General features: G+C 59.2%; 19 protein-coding genes and 3 tRNA genes. 11 read left to right on the top strand and 11 right to left on the bottom strand.

The features are described from left to right. Positions 1-54: 54 nt before the first annotated feature. The 3 genes from gltX (at position 55) to ACR0IP_RS02210 (ending at position 3,999) form a co-directional block, all read left to right on the top strand. Complete coding sequence (gltX, locus tag ACR0IP_RS02220) at positions 55-1,455, top strand: glutamate--tRNA ligase (protein ID WP_480523541.1); 1,401 nt, start codon at positions 55-57, stop codon at positions 1,453-1,455. Between the two features lie 124 nt (positions 1,456-1,579). After that, on the top strand, positions 1,580-2,875 hold the full coding sequence (gene gltA, locus ACR0IP_RS02215) for a citrate synthase (RefSeq protein ID WP_170373816.1): 1,296 nt from the start codon (positions 1,580-1,582) through the stop codon (positions 2,873-2,875). A 230-nt stretch (positions 2,876-3,105) separates the two neighbouring features. After that, positions 3,106-3,999 carry an autotransporter outer membrane beta-barrel domain-containing protein gene (locus ACR0IP_RS02210; RefSeq protein ID WP_480523539.1) on the top strand — a complete coding sequence of 298 codons (894 nt, stop codon included), beginning with the start codon at positions 3,106-3,108 and terminating at the stop codon, positions 3,997-3,999. 8 nt (positions 4,000-4,007) lie between these two features. Here the strand turns inward: ACR0IP_RS02210 and ACR0IP_RS02205 are convergent, their stop codons facing one another. After that, on the bottom strand, positions 4,008-5,075 hold the full coding sequence (locus ACR0IP_RS02205) for a PA0069 family radical SAM protein (protein WP_480523537.1): 1,068 nt from the start codon (positions 5,073-5,075) through the stop codon (positions 4,008-4,010). A gap of 255 nt (positions 5,076-5,330) precedes the next feature. Between ACR0IP_RS02205 and ACR0IP_RS02200 the strand changes: the two genes are divergently transcribed. Together ACR0IP_RS02200 and ACR0IP_RS02195 are read left to right on the top strand one after the other, a co-directional pair. Next, positions 5,331-6,029: a corrinoid protein gene (locus ACR0IP_RS02200; RefSeq protein ID WP_170373819.1), complete on the top strand. Its 699-nt coding sequence runs from the start codon at positions 5,331-5,333 to the stop codon at positions 6,027-6,029. A 108-nt stretch (positions 6,030-6,137) separates the two neighbouring features. Further along, positions 6,138-6,797, top strand: coding sequence for a DUF1638 domain-containing protein (locus tag ACR0IP_RS02195; protein ID WP_480523535.1), 660 nt, complete (start codon positions 6,138-6,140; stop codon positions 6,795-6,797). Positions 6,798-6,799: 2 nt separating this feature from the next. Here ACR0IP_RS02195 and ACR0IP_RS02190 read toward each other — a convergent pair whose 3' ends face one another. Then, positions 6,800-7,210, bottom strand: a complete 411-nt coding sequence (locus tag ACR0IP_RS02190) for a SufE family protein (protein WP_170374327.1) — start codon at positions 7,208-7,210, stop codon at positions 6,800-6,802. Positions 7,211-7,348: 138 nt separating this feature from the next. Between ACR0IP_RS02190 and ACR0IP_RS02185 the strand changes: the two genes are divergently transcribed. Next, positions 7,349-7,876: a hypothetical protein gene (locus ACR0IP_RS02185; protein WP_170373821.1), complete on the top strand. Its 528-nt coding sequence runs from the start codon at positions 7,349-7,351 to the stop codon at positions 7,874-7,876. Positions 7,877-7,880: 4 nt separating this feature from the next. Here the strand turns inward: ACR0IP_RS02185 and rnd are convergent, their stop codons facing one another. The 3 genes from rnd to purM form a co-directional block, all read right to left on the bottom strand. Beyond that, complete coding sequence (gene rnd / locus ACR0IP_RS02180) at positions 7,881-9,038, bottom strand: ribonuclease D (protein ID WP_170373822.1); 1,158 nt, start codon at positions 9,036-9,038, stop codon at positions 7,881-7,883. Positions 9,039-9,147: 109 nt separating this feature from the next. Next, entirely contained in the window at positions 9,148-9,744 is a 597-nt protein-coding gene (gene purN, locus ACR0IP_RS02175) for a phosphoribosylglycinamide formyltransferase (protein ID WP_170373823.1), read from the bottom strand. Next, entirely contained in the window at positions 9,741-10,787 is a 1,047-nt protein-coding gene (gene purM / locus ACR0IP_RS02170) for a phosphoribosylformylglycinamidine cyclo-ligase (protein ID WP_480523533.1), read from the bottom strand. Before purM ends, purN begins: the two co-directional genes overlap by 4 nt. A gap of 107 nt (positions 10,788-10,894) precedes the next feature. On the opposite strand from purM, the gene ACR0IP_RS02165 reads away from it, so the two are divergent. Beyond that, positions 10,895-10,971, top strand: a tRNA-Ile gene (locus tag ACR0IP_RS02165). A 32-nt stretch (positions 10,972-11,003) separates the two neighbouring features. Here ACR0IP_RS02165 and ACR0IP_RS02160 read toward each other — a convergent pair. After that, positions 11,004-12,323 (bottom strand): ATP-binding protein, encoded by a 1,320-nt coding sequence (locus tag ACR0IP_RS02160; RefSeq protein WP_480523531.1) that lies wholly within the window; start codon positions 12,321-12,323, stop codon positions 11,004-11,006. Between the two features lie 44 nt (positions 12,324-12,367). Here ACR0IP_RS02160 and ACR0IP_RS02155 point away from each other — a divergent pair, with 44 nt between their 5' ends. The 3 genes from ACR0IP_RS02155 (at position 12,368) to ACR0IP_RS02145 (ending at position 13,640) form a co-directional block, all read left to right on the top strand. Next, positions 12,368-13,282, top strand: a complete 915-nt coding sequence (locus ACR0IP_RS02155; RefSeq protein ID WP_425082865.1) for an MBL fold metallo-hydrolase — start codon at positions 12,368-12,370, stop codon at positions 13,280-13,282. A 75-nt stretch (positions 13,283-13,357) separates the two neighbouring features. Next, positions 13,358-13,432: transfer RNA gene (locus ACR0IP_RS02150), tRNA-Asn, on the top strand. 133 nt (positions 13,433-13,565) lie between these two features. Further along, a tRNA-Asn gene (locus ACR0IP_RS02145) sits at positions 13,566-13,640 on the top strand. 11 nt (positions 13,641-13,651) lie between these two features. Here ACR0IP_RS02145 and ACR0IP_RS02140 read toward each other — a convergent pair. The 4 genes from ACR0IP_RS02140 to zwf all read right to left on the bottom strand — a co-directional run bounded on the left by ACR0IP_RS02140 (position 13,652) and on the right by zwf (position 19,189). After that, the gene (locus tag ACR0IP_RS02140) at positions 13,652-15,271 is read right to left on the bottom strand and encodes a long-chain-fatty-acid--CoA ligase (protein ID WP_480523528.1); all 1,620 of its coding nucleotides are present in this window, start codon (positions 15,269-15,271) and stop codon (positions 13,652-13,654) included. 184 nt (positions 15,272-15,455) lie between these two features. Beyond that, a complete protein-coding gene (gene pgi, locus ACR0IP_RS02135; protein ID WP_170641806.1) occupies positions 15,456-17,063 on the bottom strand; it encodes a glucose-6-phosphate isomerase in 1,608 nt (535 codons plus the stop codon). 3 nt (positions 17,064-17,066) lie between these two features. Further along, positions 17,067-17,738 (bottom strand): 6-phosphogluconolactonase, encoded by a 672-nt coding sequence (gene pgl, locus ACR0IP_RS02130; RefSeq protein ID WP_170688734.1) that lies wholly within the window; start codon positions 17,736-17,738, stop codon positions 17,067-17,069. Next, on the bottom strand, positions 17,735-19,189 hold the full coding sequence (gene zwf / locus ACR0IP_RS02125; RefSeq protein WP_170373830.1) for a glucose-6-phosphate dehydrogenase: 1,455 nt from the start codon (positions 19,187-19,189) through the stop codon (positions 17,735-17,737). Before zwf ends, pgl begins: the two co-directional genes overlap by 4 nt. A 190-nt stretch (positions 19,190-19,379) precedes the next feature. Between zwf and ACR0IP_RS02120 the strand changes: the two genes are divergently transcribed. After that, positions 19,380-20,948, top strand: coding sequence for a caspase family protein (locus ACR0IP_RS02120; RefSeq protein WP_480523526.1), 1,569 nt, complete (start codon positions 19,380-19,382; stop codon positions 20,946-20,948). 4 nt (positions 20,949-20,952) lie between these two features. On the opposite strand, the gene ACR0IP_RS02115 is transcribed toward ACR0IP_RS02120, so the two are convergent. Further along, positions 20,953-21,222, bottom strand: coding sequence for an usg protein (locus ACR0IP_RS02115; protein WP_170641814.1), 270 nt, complete (start codon positions 21,220-21,222; stop codon positions 20,953-20,955). Positions 21,223-21,387: the final 165 nt, after the last annotated feature.

The following is a 21,387-nucleotide window of genomic DNA, read 5'->3' as shown; positions in this document are numbered from 1 at the left end:
TTAGACAGGCGCCAAGCTAAGCCCATCGCGGTTACCAAAAGGTTAATCAACACAATGTCCGATCAGGTCGTCACCCGTTTCGCCCCTTCGCCTACCGGTTTTCTTCACATTGGCGGCGCGCGTACTGCGCTGTTCAACTGGCTCTATGCGCGTGGACGCGGCGGTAAGTTCCTGTTGCGGATCGAGGACACGGATCGGGAACGTTCGACCCCTGAGGCCACGGCGGCGATCCTGCAAGGGATGGAGTGGCTGGGCCTCGACCATGACGGAGATGTCATCAGCCAATTCGAAGGGGCCGCGCGTCATGCCGAAGTGGCGCATCAGCTTCTGGCCGAGGGCAAAGCCTATAAATGTTTCTCGACCCAGGACGAAATCGCGGCTTTCCGTGAGCAGGCGCGGGCCGAGGGTAAATCGACCCTCTTCCGCAGCCCATGGCGCGATGCTGATCCGGCCACGCATCCGGATATGCCCTTCGTGATCCGCATCAAAGCCCCGCAGGACGGCGCCACGGTGATCCGTGATCAGGTCCAGGGTGACGTGACCATCCGGAACGACCAGTTGGACGACATGATTCTTCTGCGCTCGGACGGGACGCCAGTCTATATGCTCGCGGTTGTGGTGGATGACCACGACATGGGGGTGACCCATGTGATCCGGGGCGACGATCACCTGAACAACGCCGCGCGCCAGATGATGATCTACGAGGCAATGGGCTGGGATGTTCCGGTGTGGGCTCATATCCCGCTGATTCACGGGCCGGACGGCAAGAAGCTGTCGAAGCGTCACGGTGCCTTGGGCGCGCAGGAATATCAGGCGATGGGCTACCCCGCCGCAGGGATGCGCAACTATCTGGCCCGCCTCGGCTGGAGCCACGGCGACGACGAGTTCTTTACGGATGAACAGGCCAAAGAATGGTTCGATCTGGGCGGAATCGGCAAAAGCCCGGCGCGGTTCGATCTGAAAAAGCTCGAGAACCTGTGTGGCCAGCATATTGCGATCTCAGATGATGCTGCACTGCGGCGTGAAATCGAAGCCTACTTGGCGGCGGCCGACCTGCCACCTCTCTCGGAGACACAATCCAGTGATCTGGAAAGCGCGATGTATTGTCTCAAGGACCGCGCTCGGACTTTCCCGGAACTGCTTGAAAAAGCGCATTTTGTACTGACCTCGCGCCCCATCGAGTGCGATGAGAAAGCCCAAAAGGCGCTCTCATCTGTATCCGATGGTATACTGAGTGAATTGACGCCGCAGCTGCAAAATGTTAGCTGGTCCCGGAACGAGCTGGAGGAGGCTCTGAATTCCTTTGCAGAAGCAAAGGAGGTCAAGTTCGGTAAGCTGGCAGGTCCGCTTCGGGCGGCATTGGCGGGTCGGGCAGTCACTCCTTCGGTTTTTGACATGATGCTTGTGCTGGGGCGCGATGAAACCCTGGCGCGGCTTTCTGAAGCAGCGGATTAAACCCAATCTTCATATTCGGGTAACGCTGCACCGCTAACACACCCGGGCTGCGCGCCCGCGCGCAGCCATTGCCCGCAGGTCAGGGCAATGAACTGACCTGCGCACAAATGAAGAAGGGACAACCATGACTGATAGCAATAAGACAGCAACTCTGACCGTCCATGGCAAAGAGTATGAGTTGCCCGTTCACTCTCCAACTGCTGGGCCTGATGTTGTCGATATTCGCAAGCTTTACGGTCAGGCAGGTGTGTTCACCTACGATCCCGGCTTTACTTCGACTGCCAGTTGCGACAGCACCATCACCTATATCGACGGCGACAAAGGTGAGCTGCTTCACCGTGGCTACCCGATTGATCAGCTAGCCGAGAAGTCCCACTTCCTCGAAGTCTGCTACCTGCTTCTTTACGGAGAGCTGCCAGTCGCAAAAGATCTCGAAACATTCGAATCCACGATCACGCGTCACACGATGCTGCACGAGCAAATGCAGTATTTCTACCGCGGCTTCCGTCGCGACGCCCACCCGATGGCCATCATGGTTGGTGTCGTCGGCGCGATGTCGGCCTTCTATCACGATTCGACCGACATCTCGGACCCGCATCAGCGCGAGGTTGCCTCACACCGCCTGATCGCAAAGATGCCGACGATTGCCGCTTGGGCCTACAAGTACCACACTGGCCAGCCCTTCGTGTATCCGCGCAACGATCTGGACTATGCGTCGAACTTCCTGCGCATGTGCTTCAGCGTTCCGGCCGAAGAATATGAGGTGAACCCGATCCTCAGCCGTGCGATGGACCGCATCTTCACCCTGCACGCGGATCACGAACAGAACGCCTCGACCTCGACCGTGCGTCTGGCATCGTCTTCGGGAGCGAACCCGTTTGCCTGTATCGCTGCGGGTATCGCCTGCCTCTGGGGTCCGGCGCATGGTGGTGCGAACCAGGCCTGTCTTGAGATGCTGGAAGAGATCGGCACCGTCGATCGCATACCCGAATACATCGCGCGCGCCAAAGACAAGAATGATCCGTTCCGCCTGATGGGCTTCGGTCACCGGGTTTACAAAAACTTCGACCCGCGTGCGAAGGTGATGAAGCAATCGGCTGACGAAGTTTTGGATCTGCTGGGTGTCGAAAACAACCCCAAGCTTCAGGTCGCCAAAGCGCTGGAAAAACAGGCACTGGAAGATCCCTATTTCGCCGAGAAGAAGCTGTTCCCGAACGTGGACTTCTATTCGGGCATCATCCTCGAAGCGATGGGCTTCCCAACCTCGATGTTCACACCGATCTTCGCCCTTTCGCGCACAGTTGGCTGGGTCAGCCAGTGGAAAGAGATGATCGCCGATCCTCAGAACAAGATTGGCCGCCCGCGTCAGCTGTATCTGGGCGAAACACTCCGCGACTACGTGGATATCGAAAAGCGCTGAACCGCGCGTCAAACCAAACAGAACCAAGGCTCCGGACGTTCTCCGGGGCCTTTTTTTGATCCTGAGTTGTTGTAGCGCTGCGTCACTTGCCCCGGCGGTTTTTGCGCCTGCTTCTCTCAGCCTAAGACCATGGATATGGTCTCGTGAAATTGTAGAAACCATGTGTTGCGATGGTATGTCGGTTCCTTCAAATAGCCTTTTTGGCGTTCTTTGCGTTTCCGGCGTCTGGTTTGGCGCAAGGGATTCTTGAGGATTTTTTCAAACAGATCCAGCGCGAAAACGCGGCGGGTTCTCTGGCGATTTTGGGCCTTGCTGGCATCCCTGATGACTCGGCCAGTGCGATCTCACTCCAATCGAACACGGGAAATCGAGAGTATGATTTCAAATCCGCGCAATTGGGCGGGGGCTTTCGACTGAGCGAAGGCGTGCCCATCTACCTTGAAGGCTATATAGGCTATGCGCGCTATGACCCGGTTCTCTTCTTTTCTGGCTCCGGCGAAACCACTACGTTGCCACTCAAATGGACAAGCGCCGCTGTAACAGGCGGTATCGGCTACCAATTTGACTTGGGAGAGCGTTGGAAACTGACGCCCATGGCGCATATCTCGATCGGGCGCACCCAATCTGACACGTCAGTCGCCGCCCAAGTGATAGCAGAGCGGCTTGGCATAGAAGCTGATTTCCTCGAAAGCGGCGGTCTCTGGGCCGGAGGTGCGGGCGGTTCCCTGACGCTGGACTACGCACGCCCTCTGACCAATGACCGAGAGTTCGAGATGAGCCTTCGCTACACGCATATCGAATACTGGCCCATTGGTGACGACGAAGACCTCCTCGTGCAATCGACGGCTGCAAATGCAGTGCTTTGGTCACGGTACCGGTTTCCGACAGGCGGTCGGATGTTTGGCCGACCGGTACGTTGGGTCGGGGATCTGTCTATCTCTTACCTGGCCGGGGATCAGTCGATTGTTCTGGGCACAGATTGGCTGGCCCGCGTCGGCGGCGGGATCGAGGTTGATCTGTCCGACACCTGGGTGCCATGGGTGAGTACCACACGGATCATGGTCCGCTACTATGGCAGCGACACGGTCAACGGGTTCACAGCCGGGATCGGTATCAGTTTCTGACGCGCGACCTAAAACAGGCTCATCTGATCGCCCGGCTGCGCAGGTTTTGCAAAAAGATCGCGACGCAGTTCGTCGGACTTCACCTTCAGACCCAAACGTTTGACGGCCACCTTGAAGCGTTTTGCGATCAATTCAGCATACTCGCCTTCTCCCCGCATCCGGTGACCCCAGCGCGGGTCATAGTCGCGACCTCCATGCATCTCGCGCAGCCGCGCCATGACCTTTTCGGCCCGCGCGGGTTCATGTTCGGCCAGCCAGTCCTGCCACAGCGCCGACACCTCACGGGGCAGACGCAGCATGATCCAGCTTGCAGTGTCGGCACCGGCCTCATGCCCGGCCTCAAGTAGGGTCTCCAGTTCGTGATCCGTCAACCCGGGCACAACGGGCGAGGTCATTACCCGCACCGGCACCCCTGCCCCGGTGAGACGTCGAATGACCTCCAACCGCCGTTTGGGAGAGGGAGCGCGCGGCTCCATCCGGCGGGACAGGCCCGCGTTCAAAGTTGTCAGCGATATCCCGACGCGTACCAGCCCCAGCGCTGCCATGGGCGCAAGAATATCCATATCCCTCTCGATCAGCGTCCCTTTGGTCACGATAGCTATGGGGTGGTTGAAGTCCCGCAGAACCTCAAGACAGGCACGCGTGATCCCGCGTTCTTTTTCAACGGGTTGATAAGGGTCGGTGTTAGTGCCCAAGGCAAGCGGCGCGACTTTGTAGGACCGCGCGGACAATTCCTTGCGCAGTACCTCGGCCGCATTGCCGCGCGCGGTCAAACGGGTCTCAAAATCCAACCCTGCAGACAGCCCTAGATAGGCGTGACTGGGTCGTGCGAAGCAATAAACACAGCCATGTTCGCACCCCCGATACGGGTTGATCGAGCGGTCAAACGGTAGGTCGGGAGAGCGATTATAGGTGATCAAACTTCGTACCACCTCGTCCCGAACCTCGGTTCTCAGAAGCGGTTGTTCTTCTTCGATGTCCCAACCGTCATCCGTTTGGACCGTTGCAAGTTTTTCAAAGCGACCCGCGTCGTTGGATGCGGTCCCCCGAGCGCGGACATTGGGTTGAGGCTGCATATGTTCACTCTTCGTTCTCATCATATTGATACGCGAATACTGAACGCCAGGCAACCACCGACTGTTTTTGCTAACCTGAGCCAGACACAGGATGATCATGCATATTATTCTGTCGCCCGATGCCGATTTTTGACATAAACGTCGGTCCCGAAACCGCCGAGGTCGCAATCGTCACAGTAAATCTGCGACGTTTTGGCCAAAACGAAAAAAATGCCACCCCGGACCAAGGGTCCGCACAGCTCAGGAAAACACCCCATGTCCGACGAAGAAGACATCATCCTGTCCGAACTGAACGACGAAGAGCTTGTTGAACAGATGTTCGACGATCTCTACGACGGCCTGAAAGAAGAGATCGAAGAAGGCACCAACATCCTTCTCGAGCGCGGCTGGACCCCCTACGACATCCTGACCAAAGCTCTGGTCGGCGGCATGACCGTGGTTGGCCACGACTTCCGCGACGGCATCCTGTTCGTGCCCGAGGTTCTGCTGGCCGCCAACGCCATGAAGGGCGGTATGGCGATCCTGAAGCCTCTGCTGGCTGAAACTGGCGCACCGCGCGTTGGCAAGATGGTCATCGGCACCGTGAAGGGCGACATCCACGACATCGGCAAGAACCTTGTTTCGATGATGATGGAAGGCGCAGGTTTCGAAGTTGTCGACATCGGCATCAACAACCCGGTCGAAAACTACTTGGAAGCACTGGAAAACGAACAGCCCGACATCCTGGGCATGTCCGCCCTGCTGACCACCACCATGCCTTACATGAAGGTCGTGATCGACACGCTGGTCGAGCAAGGCGTTCGCGATGACTACATCGTTCTGGTCGGCGGCGCACCGCTGAACGAAGAGTTCGGCAAAGCCATCGGCGCTGACGCATATTGCCGTGACGCGGCTGTGGCTGTTGAGACCGCTAAGGACTTCGTCTCGCGCAAGCACAACCAGCTGGCGGGATAAGAACACCGTTTCTGTTCTGAAAGGGCCGCTCGATTTCGGGCGGCCTTTTTGTTTCAAGCCGCGTTTTCGGGCAAAATCACCCGGACCAGCCAGCCAGAGGACCCCGGAATGTCACAGAACCAGCATCCCGATGACGCCCGTCTAACGACCGATGGATATGACGAAACCGGCAAGGGGCGTATCCTTTTGCTGGCCTGCGGAGCCTTGGCGCGCGAGATTCTGGACCTCAAGAACCGCAACGGCTGGGACCATATGGACCTGACCTGCCTACCCGCGATCCTTCATGTCCACCCTGAGAAGATCACTCAGGCCGTTGAAGATGCGATTGCCAAGCATCGTGATCAGTATGATCAGGTCTTCGTCGTCTACGCGGATTGCGGCACCGGTGGCCTGCTACAGCAGGCCTGCGACCGGCTTGGTGTCGAGATGGTCAAGGGCCCGCATTGCTATTCGTTCTTCGAAGGGAATGAGGCCTTTGCCGCAAAGGGTGAGGACGAGACAACCGCCTTCTACCTGACAGATTTTCTAGCCCGACAGTTCGATGCCTTTGTCTGGAAACCGCTGGGTCTGGATCGCCATCCTCAGCTGCGAGACATGTATTTCGGGAACTACACCAAACTAGTCTATCAGGCCCAAACAGATGATCCCGCGCTGACGGCGCGCGCAAAAGAATGTGCCGAGCGTATGGGTCTGGATTTTGAGCGCCGCCTGACCGGCTATGGCGATCTGGAAACCACGCTGACTGATTGGGCGACAAGAACGCGCTGACGCTACGCTTTCTCCTGCGCGACTTCGCGGATGCGTTCGATCATCGCCCTCAGACCGTTCGATCGCTGCGCAGACAGGTGGTCATTCAGGCCCAGCCGCGCCAGCTCTCCGCCGGCGTCGACCTTGATCACCTCGGCCACTGGCAAGTCGTTGTAAAGCAGACGTAAAACCGCGATCAGGCCACGGACGATCAGCGCATCGCTATCCCCATCGAAACGAAACACGCCGCCGTCGATCATCGGGTGCAGCCACACCTGGCTGGCGCAGCCGTCCACTTTGGTGGCTGGAACTTTGAGCGCGTCGTCCAGCGGCTCCATCGCTTTGCCCTGTTCGATCACATGGCGATAGCGGTCCTCCCAATCTTCAAGGAACTCGAAATCTTCGACAATTTCTTCAAAGGCGGGCGTTGCCATGGCGCGGCGGTCCTTCTGTTTCATTCACAATTGTGACCTATGCCGACGATAGCCCCCTGTCCAGCCCTCGCCGTGGCTTTTCAAGGCAAGGAAATTGCGCTAACCCATTGCGTGAATGACTGTTAAAGCCGTGGGTCCATGCAAAAATCACTGTCTCTTCTTATCATCGCCGCGTTGACCCTGTCTGCCTGCAATAGCTGGCGCAATTCACGGGCGAACCCGTCGAACTGGTTCGGATCCAGCCAGCCCGCCCCGGTCGAAACCGCCCCGGTAGACGAGGCCTATGCCCTGGTGCCAAGACAAAGCGATGGCATCGGCTTGTTTGATCGCCCCGTAGAAGAAGACACCAGCGTTCCAATTGCAAAAATCGACGAGCTGCGGATCGACGCGACGCCTACCGGAGCGATCGTCTATTCCTCGGGCACGGCGCAACGCCAGGGCGCGTTCAACGCCCGTCTGGTGCCCGTGAATTCGGAAGAAAACCAGAAGAACGGCGTGATGGAGTTCACCTTCCTGGTCAATTACCCCAAGGCGCAAACGGCTCAAGGCACTGAGCGTTCGCGAATGGTTTCCGACGCCATCAACGTCTCCCGGCAAGAGCTTGAAGGCATTCGCCTGGTCCGCGTGGTTGGGCAGCAAAACGCCCTGGAATCACGCCGCCGCTAAACGATCAGAGGGGCACGACCTTCACGTTTTGCCCCTTTGCGGCCAGTGCGATCTTGCCTTCGCACAGCTTCAGAGCATCCTCACCGAACACCTCGAACCTCCAACCGGTCATAGAGGGAAGGCCGCGCTCGCCCGCTGCGATCTGGTCCAGTTCGGCGCTGGTGGCGATCAGCTTTGCTGCCACGCCCGAGCTTTCGGTTTTCGATTTCAGCAACACCCGCAACAGATCAGCCAGCGCTGGGTTCACCTTCAGTTTGTCGCGGCTCGTGTCGACCTTGGGCAGCTGTTCGGGCGGACAGTTCACACCCTTTTTGACGGCCGCCAGAATACCTTCCGCAATCGCCCCCTTACGCGCCTCTCGCAGCAGGAGGCGCGAGCCGCCAAGGTCCGACGGCGTTTTGGGTTTGGTCGAGGCCAGCTCGATCAGCGCGTCATCCTTGAACACGCGGTTGCGCGGGATGTTGTTGTCCTGTGCGTGAGATTCGCGGAACTGCGCCAACTCCCGCACAACCGCCAGAAACTTGGCCGAGTTCGTCCGCGTCTTTACGCGCTTCCACGCATCCTCGGGCCGGATGTCATAGGTGCCGGGCTGGGTCAGGATGCGCAGTTCCTCGGACACCCAATGGCTGCGCTTGGTTTTCTCAAGCTCGGCCGCAAGATGTTCGTAAATCTTGCGCAGATGGGTCACATCGGCCAGCGCATAGGTCTTTTGCGCATCTGTCAGAGGACGCCGCGACCAGTCGGTAAAGCGCGAGGTTTTATCCACCCCCTGCTTGCAGATCTTGCGCACCAGCGTCTCATAGCCGACCTGTTCGCCAAAGCCGCAGACCATCGCGGCAACCTGCGTGTCAAACAGCGGGGTTGGGAACACATGCGCATCGACCCAGAAGATCTCAAGGTCCTGACGTGCGGCGTGGAACACCTTGACCACGCCCTCATTCCGGAACAGTTCATAGAGCGGCTCAAGAGAGATACCATCGGCCAACGGGTCGACGAGAACGGCGCTGTCTTCATTCTCGGAGGGGACGGCAAGCTGCACCAGACACAGTTTTGAATAGTAGGTCCGCTCGCGCAGAAATTCGGTATCTACAGTGACATAGGGAAAGGCAGCAGCAGCCGAGCAGAAATCAGCCAGCTCTTGCGTCGTTGTCAGAGTTCTCATGCGCCGTACTATTCTTGTTCTTTGTGTGACTGCCCGTTTTTCTACCGTCCCGAGCGTTATCGGCGACCATAGGACGAATTTCCGCCGGGTGTAAATCACCCAAGGGCGATCAGGGCAGCATAAGAACGGACCTGTTGCCTTCCGCATACCGCCGCAGCACAGGCGGGTAGAGCTGGTGCTCATAGACCAGCACTTTGGCGGCCAGGCTATCGGGGGTGTCCTCGGGTTCAATGGCGACCCTCGCCTGCCCCAGAATTGGGCCATCATCCAGCGCCGCGGTGACCTCATGCACGGTGCAGCCATGTTCAGCATCACCCGCTTCGATCGCGCGGGCGTGGGTGTGCAGGCCCTTGTATTTCGGCAGCAACGATGGGTGAATATTCAACATCCGCCCCTGAAAGCGCGAGACGAAATCGCCAGTCAGAACCCGCATGAACCCGGCCAGACAGACGATATCGGGTTGCGCGGCTTCAAGCGGTTTCAGCAGTTCCGCCTCAAACGCCGCTCGATCCCCTTTGAATGGTCGGTGATCGACCACAGCCGTTTCGATGCCGCGATCCCGCGCCTTTTCCAGCCCGCCGGCCTGCGCGTCGTTGGACAGAACTAGACATGGGCGCGCAGGGTGGTCTCCGGTCATGCTGTCGACCAAAGAGACCATGTTTGACCCGCCACCGGAAATCAGGATCGCGACGCGCTTGTTGCTCACAGCAGTTTGCCCGAATAGGCCACGCCAGCCGTGTCAGTTACGGTGCCGATGCGCGACACGGTCTCACCCGCCTCAGCCAGCAAAGCCGTCAGCGCGTCGGCCTGATCTTCGGCGCAGACCACGATCATGCCGATGCCGCAGTTGAAAGTCTTCAACATCTCAGCTTCGGCAATCCCGCCAGTTTCGGCCATCCAATCGAAGACAGGCAGCAAATCCCATGCGTCCAAATCGATCTGCGCGCCCAGCCCTTCGGGCAGAACACGCGGCAAGTTCTCAGTCAGACCGCCGCCGGTGATATGGGCCAGCGCATGCACACCCCCGGCGCGGATCGCGGCCAGTGCAGGCTTCACATAAAGCCGCGTCGGCGTCAGCAGCGACTCGCCCAACGTGCCGTCGCTAAAGGGCGAGTCGGCCTCCCAGCCCAGCCCGGAAATCTCAACCAGTTTGCGCACCAGAGAGTAGCCGTTGGAATGCACCCCGTTCGAAGCCAGCCCCAGCAGAACGTCGCCCGCCGCTACCCCGTCGGGCAGATCGGCACCACGCTCCATCGCGCCGACCGAGAACCCGGCCAGATCGAAATCACCATCGGGATACATGCCCGGCATCTCGGCGGTTTCACCACCGATCAGAGCACAACCAGACTGAGCGCAGCCTTCGGCAATCCCTTCAATGATCCGCGCGGCGGTATCGGTGTCCAGCTTGCCAGTGGCGAAATAATCGAGAAAGAACAATGGCTCAGCGCCCTGGCAGATCAGGTCGTTGACGCACATGGCCACAAGATCAATGCCAACGCCATCCACAACACCAGTATCAATCGCGATCCGCAGCTTGGTGCCGACACCGTCGGTGGCCCCCACCAAAATGGGATCTTCATAGCCAGCGGCCTTGAGGTCAAACAGCGCGCCGAACCCGCCCAGACCGCTCATGACACCAGGGCGATTGGTGCGTTTGGCGGCAGGCTTGATGCGGTCGACCAGAGCGTTGCCTGCATCAATATCCACACCCGCGTCGGCGTAGGTGATTCCGTTCTTGCCCGCTGTCATGGCCTATCCCTCATGAATTGTTTGCGGGCGGGTTAGTCGATTGTGCGCTTTGATGCAACGGTCAGGCTTGACGCGGGCGATCACCGTGGTACTCAAAGCGCTCAGGCGGGCCTGTAGCTCAATTGGTTAGAGCAGAGCGCTCATAACGCTTTGGTTGCGGGTTCAAGTCCTGCCGGGCCTACCAAAATCCGCTATTTTCATAAGAACGCCGCGCCTCTAGCGCCCGAAGATGATGTCGGCACACAGCCCGCCCAGTCGCTCGCTTTTACCAAGGCGCAAAACGCCGCCATGGGCACGGGCGATGTCGGCTACTATGGCAAGGCCCAGACCAACACCGCTGCCTTGGTTCTGATTACGTGCAGGGTCCAGGCGGGAAAAGGGCTTAACGGCCTCGGTCCGCTGTTCCGGCGGGATGCCCGGTCCATCATCCTCGACCCGGATACGCAGGGATTTGGGTGTAAGCGTCAGGCTGACATCCGCCTTGCTGCCATAGCGCACGGCGTTGCCGATCAGGTTCTCAACCGCCCGGCGCATGGCCGATGGCCGCAACATCACGGTCCCCTGCCCTTCGACTGCTACCAGTTCCGCTTGATGGCCTGCCCGTTTTGCGTCGCTGACGATCTGCGTCAGCAAAGCTTCGGGATCGACCTCTTCGGGCGCGCCTTCTGCGGCACCGCGTGAAAAGTCGAGGAACGCATCCAGAAGCGATTGCATCTCGGTTACGTCCTGCTGCAACGGCGCAGCCTCTTCTTCTGGCAACATAGACAGACCCAGTTTCAGTCGTGTCAGCGGGGTACGCAGGTCATGGCTGACCCCGGACAACATCAACGTTCGCTGCTCCATCTGCCGCTCGATCCTCGCCCGCATGTCGAGAAAAGCGTTTCCCGCGGCCCGAACCTCGACCGCGCCGCCGGGGGAATACGGCACAACCCGTCCGCGACCAAAAGCCTGTGCAGCATCTGCAAGCCGCGTAATGGGCCGGAGCTGGTTGCGCATGTATAGAAACGAAATCGAGGTCATGATGATGGCAAAGAAAACCATCGTCACAATCAACTGATGCGGCGCTGCAGGGGACAGACGCCGTCGATCAAAGGTCAGCTGCAACAGACCTAGATGAGTGGGCATATACAGGCGCGCCTCTTGCCCGCTCGGCAGGGCAACCGCCACAAGGTCAGGCAATTCTGCCATCAGATCTGCCTCAACCTGTGGCGCAATAAAGTCGTACCATCTGCGCCGGCCGATCTCCGGCATCTCATCCGCATCGAGGAACTGCATCTTCATCGACAGAGCGCTCAGATCAGGACGCACAGCGGCCAACGCCTGTTGCCGGGTCTCAGATTCAGCCATGGTCTGAGTGATCAGTCGGACTTCCCGCGCAGCGGCTTGCGTCATTTGCGCGGTCACGTCCTCCAGGTGCTTTTGCAGGAACGCAATGCCCACCACCAGCAGCAAGGCCACCACCGGCAGTACGAGAATCAGCGCAGCCCGGACATACAGGCCGCGTGGCATATAGGGTTTGAGCCATTGCGTGGACATGCGCTAAACCTAGCGGGCTGCCCAGACAAGAGAAAGAGGACAGAATGCAGGCACCTGACGAATTCAACCCGCCAGCTGGCGTGGCGCAGGAGTTGCATCCGGGTTTGCGGCGCATTCTGGCTCCGAATCCTTCGCCGATGACGTATCGGGGCACGAACACCTATCTTCTGGGCACCCGATATCTGGCAGTGATCGACCCCGGACCGCTGAGCAACGCGCATCTGGAGGCGATTCTGGACGCGTTGTCCCCCGATCAGAGAATCAGCCATATCCTCGTGACCCACACCCATCTGGATCATTCGCCTCTGGCTGCCCCGCTCGCCGCCCGCACGAGTGCCCCTATTCTGGCCTTTGGAGGCCCCGAAGCCGGGCGCAGTGCGGTCATGTCCGACCTCGCCCAAAGTGGCATGGTGCAAGGCGGCGAAGGCATCGACACCGCATTCCGGCCGGATATCGAGCTGGCGGACGGAGAACGCATCACGGGTGACGACTGGCAGCTCGAGGTCATCCACACCCCTGGTCATCTGGGCAATCACATCGCGCTGGCTTGGGGCGATATCTGCTTTACGGCAGATCACGTGATGGGTTGGGCCAGCTCGCTCGTCTCTCCCCCTGACGGAGACCTCACCGACTTCATGGCGGCCTGTCATCGACTGCAACAGCGCGACTGGTCCGTCTTTCACGCGGGTCACGGCGCGCCGATCGAAAACCCTGCTGAGCGGTTGGAGTGGTTGATTCAGCATAGGCTAGGACGAGAAGCGCAGATCCTGGCGGCGCTGGCAGATCGGCAAGGCTCGGCCCGTCAATTGGCCGAGCGTATCTACACCGACACCCCGAAAGCCCTGCTGCCCGCAGCCGAGCGTAACGTCCTGGCGCATTTGATTGATTTGGCGGGAAAATCCAAAGTCACCTACAATGGCCCGCTTGCTTCAGATGCGGTTTTCCGGCGACTTTCGTGAGCGCGTGAAAAAATTCAGATTTCTCGCGCTTCCCCTCTGGACGTCAAAAATCGGGGTTGTTATACGCCCCTCAGTTCCGGCGTAGCTCAGCGGTAGAGCAGTTGACTGTTAATCAATTGGTCGTAGGTTCGATCCCTACCGCCGGAGCCAATCTTCTCAGCAAAATCTGGTGAAATTGGTCATGGTCCAGACGGGCCAGAACTGCGCTTTGCTGATCGGCAGAAAAAACTTTTCATCCCCCACTGGACGCCGTGAAAACAGCTTGCTATACGGCGCGAACCGTTCCGGCGTAGCTCAGCGGTAGAGCAGTTGACTGTTAATCAATTGGTCGTAGGTTCGATCCCTACCGCCGGAGCCAATTCCCCCAGATCACCCCGTCAATGCGTCGGCAAACTGCGTGCGCAAGGTCCGTTTCAGCACCTTTCCCGTGGCGTTCAACGGCAGAGCGTCGATAAATACAACCTTGTCCGGCACTTGCCATTTGGCGATCTTGCCATCGAAGAAGGACAGCAGTTCGTCCTCTGACGGCTCCTCTCCCTCGGCCTTCACGGCGACCAGAATCGGGCGCTCATCCCATTTGGGGTGCGCCACACCAACCACGGCGGCTGTGGCGAGTTTTGGATGGGCGACCGCGATGTTTTCCAACTCGACCGAGCTGATCCATTCGCCGCCCGATTTGATGATATCCTTGGACCGATCGCGGATCGTCATGTAGCCGTCGGCATCCAGAGTTGCGACATCGCCGGTGGCGAACCAGCCGTCCTGCAAAAGCGCCTCGTCCTGCATCTGGAAATAGCTGTCCAGTACCCACGGGCCGCGCACCATCAGGTCGCCCTGGGTTTCGCCGTCACGGGGCAAATCATTGCCGTCGTCATCCACGATCTTCAACTCAACCCCATAAGGAGGGCGCCCCTGGCTTTCGCGCAGGCGGTGCTGCTCGTCGATCGGCAGGTCGCGATGTTTGGCAATCGGGACATTGGTTGTGCCCAGCGGGCTCATCTCACTCATGCCCCACGCGTGGACGGTATCGACGTCGTAGACCTCACGGAAGGTTTCGATCATCGAGGGTGGGCAAGCGGCACCTCCGATCACGGTGCGATCAAGGCTGGCGAGTTTGCTGCCGGATTGCGCGGCATGGGCCAGAAGGCCCTGCCAGATCGTGGGAACACCCATTGCGACCGTCACGCCATAGCTGTCAATCAGGTTGACCAGCGCCTCACCATGCAGGCCTGGCCCAGGCAAAACCATGCGCGAGCCGGACATGGCACAGGCATAGGGCGACCCCCAGGCATTGACATGGAACATCGGCACCACAGGCATCACGACATCCATCGCCGAATAGCCAATGACGTCTCGCGCATTCGAGGCAAAGCCATGCAGCACGGTCGAGCGATGCGAGTACAGCACCCCCTTGGGATGGCCCGTTGTGCCCGAGGTGTAGCACAGGCCGGACGCCGTGTTTTCATCCAAGTCCGGCCATGCAAAATCGGCATCACCCGTCTCGATCAATTCATCATAGAATTGCAGCCCGTCGATCTGAGCCGCCGCTTCGTCATCCCGGGGGCCCATCAGCACAAAGTGATGAACCTCGCCCAGCCCCTCTTGCAACGCTGCGACCAGAGGGATGAAGGTGGCATCAAAAAACAGAACGCGATCCTGGGCGTGGTTGATGATGTAGGTCAGCTGTTCGGGGAAGAGGCGTGGATTGATCGTGTGACACACGAAACCGGCACCCGAAGTCGCGTAGTAGATCTCAAGGTGGCGGCGGTTGTTCCAGGCCAGGGTTCCGATGCGGTCTTGTGGTTCCAGTCCAAGCTTGGTCAATGCCGATCCCAACCGGCGAGCGTTGCGTGCCACTTCGGACCAATTGGTTTGCGTTACGGTGCCGTCTGTCTCAACCGACACGATTTCAGTCTGACCGTGGTAGCGCTCGGCGTGATCAATCAGTGACGAGATCAGCAAGGGCTGCGTCATCATCTGTCCCAGCATGGGCATCCTCCCTTTTTTGTTCAGGCCACGCTGTCGGCGGCCATTCCGTGCTTTGAGTGATACGCGAACCTGTGGCCGGGCGATCAATCATGACGGTTCATTGGGAAGAACCCTGCCAAGCAATTATTTGTCTGACAATAAAAAGATTGCGGCCCGAGATTGCCCCGGGCCGCGTTTCACCACGTCAATTGCGGTGACGCAGGGCATAGGCGACCAAGGCCGCAGTCGAGCCGTCCTTGTCGTCCGCGCTTTCTTCTCCGTCCACGATCGGCCCGAGTGAGGTGGCAAGTTCTTTGCCCAGCTCGACGCCCCATTGATCGAAGGAATTGATGCCCAGAAGAACGCCTTCGACGAACACCCGATGTTCATAAAGCGCTATGATCTGACCCAACACAAACGGCGTCAGTTTGGGGTAGATCAAGGTGGTCGAGGGCCGGTTGCCTGGAAAGACCCGATGCCTCGCCTGACGGTCGAGTTCATCGCCCGTCAAGCCTTTGGCCGCCATTCGGGCGCTGGCTTCGTCAAAAGACCTGCCGCGCATCAAAGCCTCGGACTGCGCGAGGCAATTGGCCAGAAGCAGGCGGTGGTGATGGGCCAGTTCAGGCTCATGCCCTTCGGCGGCGACCATGAATTCGCAGGGGATTACGTCGGTGCCCTGATGGATCAGCTGGTAGAAGGCATGCTGGCCATTGGTGCCCGGCTCACCCCAGACAACAGGCCCGGACGGCACTGTCAGCGCGCTGCCATCCATTGCGACCGATTTGCCGTTCGATTCCATCTCAAGCTGCTGGAAATAAGCCGGCAAGCGCAGCAGCCTCTGGTCGTAGGGCAACACCGCTCGACTGGCATGGCCCAGCACCTGACGATGCCAGATTCCGACCAAAGCCAGCATAACCGGAACGTTCTCGGCCCAATCGGCCGAACGGAAATGCATGTCCATCGCTTGCCCGCCCCGCAGGAACGCATCGAACGCGTTCGAGCCGATCGCGACCATAACCGGCAAACCGACAGGACCCCAGACAGAATAACGCCCTCCGACCCAATCTGCGAAACCGAATACGCGGTCCTCGGGGATGCCGAAGTCCTGCGTTTTGTCCAACGCGCTTGAGACGGCGGCGAACTGCTTGGCGGGGTCTCCTCCGCCCTCGCTCATCCATGCCCGCGCGGTGCGGGCGTTGGTCATGGTTTCAATCGTCGTGAAGGTTTTCGAGGCCACGATCACCAGTGTCCGGGTCGGGTCCAACTGCCGCAACGTATCCGCGATATGCGCGCCATCGACGTTCGAGACATAGTGCAGACGCGGCCCATCATGGTAGGGCGACAGCGCATGGGTCGCCATCACCGGCCCCAGATCCGAGCCTCCGATACCGATATTCACCACATCGGTAAAGCTGCCCCCTGCCCCGGCAGCGGTGCCTCCGCGCACCTCCTCGGCGAAGACACGCATCCGCTGCAAGGTGTCCAAAACGTCCGGCATCACATCCTGACCATCGACCCGCACCGCGTCGCCGTCCAGGTTTCGCAACGCCGTGTGCAACACCGCGCGATCTTCGGTCTCGTTGATTTTCTGGCCAGAAAACATCGCCTCGCGGCGTGCTTCCAGATCGGCTTGGTCACATAGTTGGATCAGAGCATCCCGGATCTCGCCGCCGATCTGCGTTTTTGAGTAGTCGAACAGCATATCGCCGGTTGAGGCGGAGAAATTCTGTGCCCGATCCGCGTCCGCCTCGAACAGGTCGAGAATGCGGGCCTGTTGCGATGCTGCCAGTGCTTTCAATCTATCCAGCTGCATGGCTCACTCCGCCCAATGAACGGTCATGCCGCCCAACACAGCCGCAATTGGGGCCTCTTCGGGGGGTAGAGACATGGCCTTCTCCAGCGCTTCCCGCTTCTCGGCGCCGTAGATGATCAGATGTTTCGACAAGGCCCCATCTAGGACCGGAGCCGTCAGGGTGATACGCGGTTCCGGTTGCACATCCGTCCTCGCCACGGCCAGTGTCGGCGCGTTGCTGTCCAGCGCCTCAGCCAGCCCCTGCATTCCTGGAAACAGTGAGGCTGTGTGCATATCGCCTCCCATCCCCAACACCAGTACCGACAAAGGCAGAACCGGTGCGATCAATGACTCGATCTCAGGCAGAGCGTCCTCGGGTGCGGCCCCCGGGACGTAGAGCGGCACGTATTGCGCCACCGAGGCGCGGTTGGTCAGAAGGCGTTCGCGGATCAGACGCTCGTTCGAGCGGTCACTGTCCGCAGGCACACAGCGTTCGTCGGTCGGCAGCACGCGTATCCGCGCCCAGTCCAGATCTGCGGCACAGAGGACATCGAAAACCGGCCCCGGAGTCGTTCCGCCCGGCACCGCCAGGGCCACCGTGTCGTCATGCAACAAAGCGGCCTCTAATTCTCCGGCCAATGCGTTGGCCACGTCGATCGCCAACATGTCGCGGTCGGCATATTCCTGAATATTCATGGCTTGATTCCTTGCCAGTGGCGACCGTCTCGTTTCATCAGCAGCTCGGCGTCGCCCGGCCCTGTGCTGCCACTGTCATAGGGTTTGGGGACATCGCCCCGCGCCTGCCATCCGGCGATGATCGGATCGGTCCAGGCCCAGGCGGCCTCGACCTCATCACCACGCATGAACAGGGTCTGGTTGCCCCGGATCACGTCCATGATCAGCCGTTCATAGGCATCGGGCGGGTCCTGATTTTCCGGACCGAGCGCCTCGGCAAAGCTCATATCTAGCGGGACGTCGATCAGACGCATTCCACCTTGCCCCGGCTCTTTGATGGTCACCTTCAAGGTGATCCCCTCATTCGGTTGCAACCGGATCGACAAGGCATTGGCGTGTCGCCCTGCTGCCTCGCCAAATATCGAATGCGGCGCGTCCTTGAATTGCACGTTGATCACCGAGGACCGCGCCACCAGCTGCTTACCGGTGCGCAGGTAGAACGGCGTCCCGGCCCATCGCCAGTTGCTGATATGCGCCTTCAAGGCCACGTAACTTTCCGTGGTCGAGCGGGGATTGCCGACAACCTCGCGATAGCCTGACCCTTCAGCCTCGGCGGCGAACTGCCCGCGTACAATGTGGTGCGGCTCAACCGGATCAAGCGCGCGGATGACCTTGAGCTTTTCGTCGCGTACAGCGTCCGGATCGAACTTGGCGGGTGGTTCCATCGCGATAAGGCAGAGCAATTGCATCAGGTGGTTCTGCACCATGTCGCGCATGGCTCCAGCGCGCTCGTAATAGTCTTCGCGCCCTTTGACGCCCACCGTTTCGGCCACGGTGATCTGGATGTGATCCACGTATTGGCTGTTCCAAAGCGGCTCAAACAGCATGTTGCCAAACCGCACGGCCATCAGGTTCTGGACGGTTTCTTTCCCCAGATAATGGTCGATCCGATAAATCTGCCCTTCGTCGAAATGCGCCGCCAGCGTCGCATTCAAATCCCGTGCGCTGTCCAGATCGTGGCCAAAGGGTTTCTCTACCACGATCCGAGTATCCTCGGTCGCAAGCGCATGCGCGCGGATACGTTCGGCCAGAGGGGCAAACAGGCTGGGACCGACCGAGAAATAGAACGCCCGCACGCGGTCCGGGGTCAGTTTGCCTGCAAGCTCATCCCACCCGCCGGTTGAAAGCGCATCAAGCCTGACATAGTCGAGACGCTGCAGGAAACCCTGCAGGTTCTCAACCTCGCCCGACCGTCTGGGCGCATAGCTCCGCAACGACTCGGCCACGAGGGTCCGGAATGCATCCGTCGAAAGCTCACTGCGCGCAGCCGCAATGATGCGCGCGCTTTCGGGCCATTGCCCCGCGCAGAACCTGCGAAACAAAGCGGGCAGGATCTTGCGCTGCGCAAGATCTCCGGTGCCGCCGAAAATGACCAGATCGAAAGGATCGACGGGAATGACGCGTGAAACCATGAGTTGTCCTTAACCTGCCCCTAAGGTCATGTCCAATGTTAGCGCAATCATTAGCACTTCTTTTTTCCGTCGCATGACCTGAAAACCGCCTCTTATTCGATGGGTACAGCCAAAGTAATCCAAATCACTGAGGGACGCGGCGGTTTTCCGCTATAGATGTAACAGGATCATTCCAGTTTGGGTTGTTGAGATGAACAAGTTTCTGTTTTTTCTGTTTGCATGTTTCGCCGCCCCGCTTTGGGCGCAAGAGCGTTTGGCCCTTGTGATCGGCAATGATCAATACAACTCGGTCGTTGATTTGAAGAAAGCTGTCGCCGACGCCGAGGCGGTTTCCGACAAGCTGGAAAATCTGGGCTTTGAAACCATCCAAGGTCTCAACCTCGACCGGCGCGGTATGAACCAGAAAATCGCGGACTTCACCGCTCGGCTCGAGGCTGGCGACACCGCTTTTGTGTTCTTTGCCGGTCACGGCGTTGAGATCGACGGAGAGAATTATCTGCTGCCCACCGATATTGTCGCGCCCTCGTCCGGCGAGACCGATTTCGTGAAGTCCGAATCCATCGCCCTGTCGAACCTTTTGGACCGCGTCCGCGCCACCGGTGCGCGCACTTCCATCGCGATCATAGACGCCTGCCGCGACAATCCGTTTGAAACCGTTTCCGGGCGCAGCGTCGGGCGTACTCGCGGCCTGGGGCGTATCAACGCGCCTGAGGGTATGTTCGTGATCTTCTCCGCCGGGGCTGGCCAGATGGCGCTGGACCGCCTGAGCGATGATGAACCCGCGCAGAACTCGGTCTTCACCCGCGCATTGCTGCCGCGACTGTCAGAACCGGGTCTTGAGCTGCGCAGCATGGTCTCAGACCTGCGGCGCGAGGTGCGCGATCTGTCCCGCACCGTTCAGCATACGCAGATCCCGGCCTACTATGATGAGCTTTTGGGTGAGTTCTATTTCACCCCAGCTGTCGCAACAGTCCCGCGGAACGCACCAACGCCCCCGACGGATGACATGCGCGCGGATCTAGAGCTTGCCCGCTCGGTCGGAACAGTGACTGCGCTGGACGCCTTTCTTGAGAAGTATGAGGAACAGTCCGAGAACTACTCCTACGAGGTAGCTCTGCAATTGCGCGACAGCCTTGCCTCGGTTGAGCTGCCAATCGAGACAGAGCGCACTCCGGCCCCCGAAGCCCCAGACACCCCGGTCATTTCAGATTCGCGCGAAGTGATGCGCGCCACGCAATCGGCCTTGAACGCACTGGGCTGCAGTGCCGGAGGCGCAGATGGTGTCGCCGGACCACGCACAAGACAGGCCTTTGCACGCTACCGCGACGCGAGCGCGTCGCAATTGGGGGCAGATGATTTGGGAACTCAGCACGCGCTGGAGGAGTTGCAGGGTAAAAGCGGCACGATCTGCAAGGTCGTCGCTGCACCGTCCCCCACACCGGCCCCTGCGCCGTCTGTGTCGGCGAGTGTGACGATGGCTGGCACCTGGCAGTTCAAGGCCACTTGCGCGGTGGTCGTCAAAGTGACCGGAACAGTGCGCTACTCTCATGCCGGTGGCAACAAATACACCGGAAGCCTCACCGACTCGTTGGGTCAAAAAGCCAACACGGTGATCTATGTGAATGACCAACAGATCAGCGGCACCGACTATTTCCCCGGCATCACCGTTCAATGGCGCGGTCGTCTGGCTGAAGATGGCAACAGCTTCACCAGCTCGGGCTCAACCGGGTGTTCGGTCTACGCGTGGCGGGCGGGATAAGGCGTCAGTTCACGCGGAACTCACCCACCATATTGCGCCACTCCCCCGGCGCGATCATCTTGCGATGGGTGAATTTGACCGAGTGCAAAGGCCCCTCAATCTCTCGTTGCCAAAAGTCGATGAATTCGAACAGTTTCGGATGATCCGGCGCCAGATCATATTCCTGCCAGATGAACGTGTTCAGGACATGGATATAGTCGGGCATACGGTAGAAGAATTCCGCCGTCGTCAGACCGTATCCCTTCAGCATTAATTCGGTTTCGCTTTGCTGCATTCAGACCTCCGATTTCATTCAGGGTCTCTCCATGATAGCAGCAAAACCACCTAACAGTTGTATAACAAGATGTTACCCGAGTGTTACTTTGGATTTTCACGCGCGGATTCGTTGCTTGCTTGCACCTTATGTGCTGGGTCTGATAGAGTAGAACCACAAAATATA

This window comes from Ruegeria sp. AL11 (assembly GCF_056540865.1).
The sequence above is the reverse complement of the archived record's forward strand: the minus strand, read 5'-3'. Positions and strand labels throughout refer to the sequence as shown.

What these genes read in the sequence shown, in the direction of transcription:
- purM (WP_480523533.1), bottom strand. Translation starts at nt 10,787, where the DNA reads ATGACAGCGGGCAAGAACGGAATCACCTACGCCGACGCGGGTGTGGAT.
- ACR0IP_RS02195 (WP_480523535.1), top strand. Translation starts at nt 6,138, where the DNA reads ATGTCACAGAACCAGCATCCCGATGACGCCCGTCTAACGACCGATGGA.
- ACR0IP_RS02115 (WP_170641814.1), bottom strand. Translation starts at nt 21,222, where the DNA reads ATGCAGCAAAGCGAAACCGAATTAATGCTGAAGGGATACGGTCTGACG.
- pgl (WP_170688734.1), bottom strand. Translation starts at nt 17,738, where the DNA reads ATGAATATTCAGGAATATGCCGACCGCGACATGTTGGCGATCGACGTG.
- zwf (WP_170373830.1), bottom strand. Translation starts at nt 19,189, where the DNA reads ATGGTTTCACGCGTCATTCCCGTCGATCCTTTCGATCTGGTCATTTTC.
- ACR0IP_RS02205 (WP_480523537.1), bottom strand. Translation starts at nt 5,075, where the DNA reads ATGCAGCCTCAACCCAATGTCCGCGCTCGGGGGACCGCATCCAACGAC.
- ACR0IP_RS02160 (WP_480523531.1), bottom strand. Translation starts at nt 12,323, where the DNA reads ATGTCCACGCAATGGCTCAAACCCTATATGCCACGCGGCCTGTATGTC.
- gltA (WP_170373816.1), top strand. Translation starts at nt 1,580, where the DNA reads ATGACTGATAGCAATAAGACAGCAACTCTGACCGTCCATGGCAAAGAG.
- ACR0IP_RS02190 (WP_170374327.1), bottom strand. Translation starts at nt 7,210, where the DNA reads ATGGCAACGCCCGCCTTTGAAGAAATTGTCGAAGATTTCGAGTTCCTT.
- pgi (WP_170641806.1), bottom strand. Translation starts at nt 17,063, where the DNA reads ATGCAGCTGGATAGATTGAAAGCACTGGCAGCATCGCAACAGGCCCGC.
- ACR0IP_RS02185 (WP_170373821.1), top strand. Translation starts at nt 7,349, where the DNA reads ATGCAAAAATCACTGTCTCTTCTTATCATCGCCGCGTTGACCCTGTCT.
- ACR0IP_RS02140 (WP_480523528.1), bottom strand. Translation starts at nt 15,271, where the DNA reads ATGCTGGGACAGATGATGACGCAGCCCTTGCTGATCTCGTCACTGATT.
- ACR0IP_RS02200 (WP_170373819.1), top strand. Translation starts at nt 5,331, where the DNA reads ATGTCCGACGAAGAAGACATCATCCTGTCCGAACTGAACGACGAAGAG.
- ACR0IP_RS02120 (WP_480523526.1), top strand. Translation starts at nt 19,380, where the DNA reads ATGAACAAGTTTCTGTTTTTTCTGTTTGCATGTTTCGCCGCCCCGCTT.
- ACR0IP_RS02155 (WP_425082865.1), top strand. Translation starts at nt 12,368, where the DNA reads ATGCAGGCACCTGACGAATTCAACCCGCCAGCTGGCGTGGCGCAGGAG.
- rnd (WP_170373822.1), bottom strand. Translation starts at nt 9,038, where the DNA reads ATGAGAACTCTGACAACGACGCAAGAGCTGGCTGATTTCTGCTCGGCT.
- gltX (WP_480523541.1), top strand. Translation starts at nt 55, where the DNA reads ATGTCCGATCAGGTCGTCACCCGTTTCGCCCCTTCGCCTACCGGTTTT.